This window comes from Agrobacterium sp. DKPNP3 (genome assembly GCF_052686535.1).
This window is the reverse complement of record NZ_JBQYSN010000195.1, coordinates 1-246: the sequence shown is the minus strand read 5'-3', so window position 1 is coordinate 246 and position 246 is coordinate 1. Positions and strand designations below refer to the sequence as shown.

The window sequence follows — 246 nt, the reverse complement described above, 5'->3', positions numbered from 1 at the left end:
TTTGGTGTGTTGACTTGTTTGGTGTGGTTCTCCTATAAGTCCGCTCACTGAACGAGGGCGGCGGCGCTGCTGGCGACGAAGTCTTTCGTTCTGAGAAAATCAAGGAATGAGCTGGTTGCTTGTTTGGTTTCGAGGCCATTTGGTTTCGGGGGTTTGATTTTGTGACTGCGTTGAGTGGTCTGTTTTTTGACAATTGAATATGAGAAGAAAGAGAAACGTGGGCGGCGAAGCTTGCGGGGTCTGGAT

Annotated in this window: 1 protein-coding gene; it reads right to left on the bottom strand. The window is 49.2% G+C overall.

Going from position 1 to position 246, the window contains the following annotated elements; translation table 11 throughout:
* Nucleotides 1-44 precede the first annotated feature (44 nt).
* The coding region (locus tag ACUTJJ_RS25065) for a hypothetical protein (RefSeq protein ID WP_445543788.1) at nucleotides 45-246 on the bottom strand (202 nt) is incomplete at its 5' end.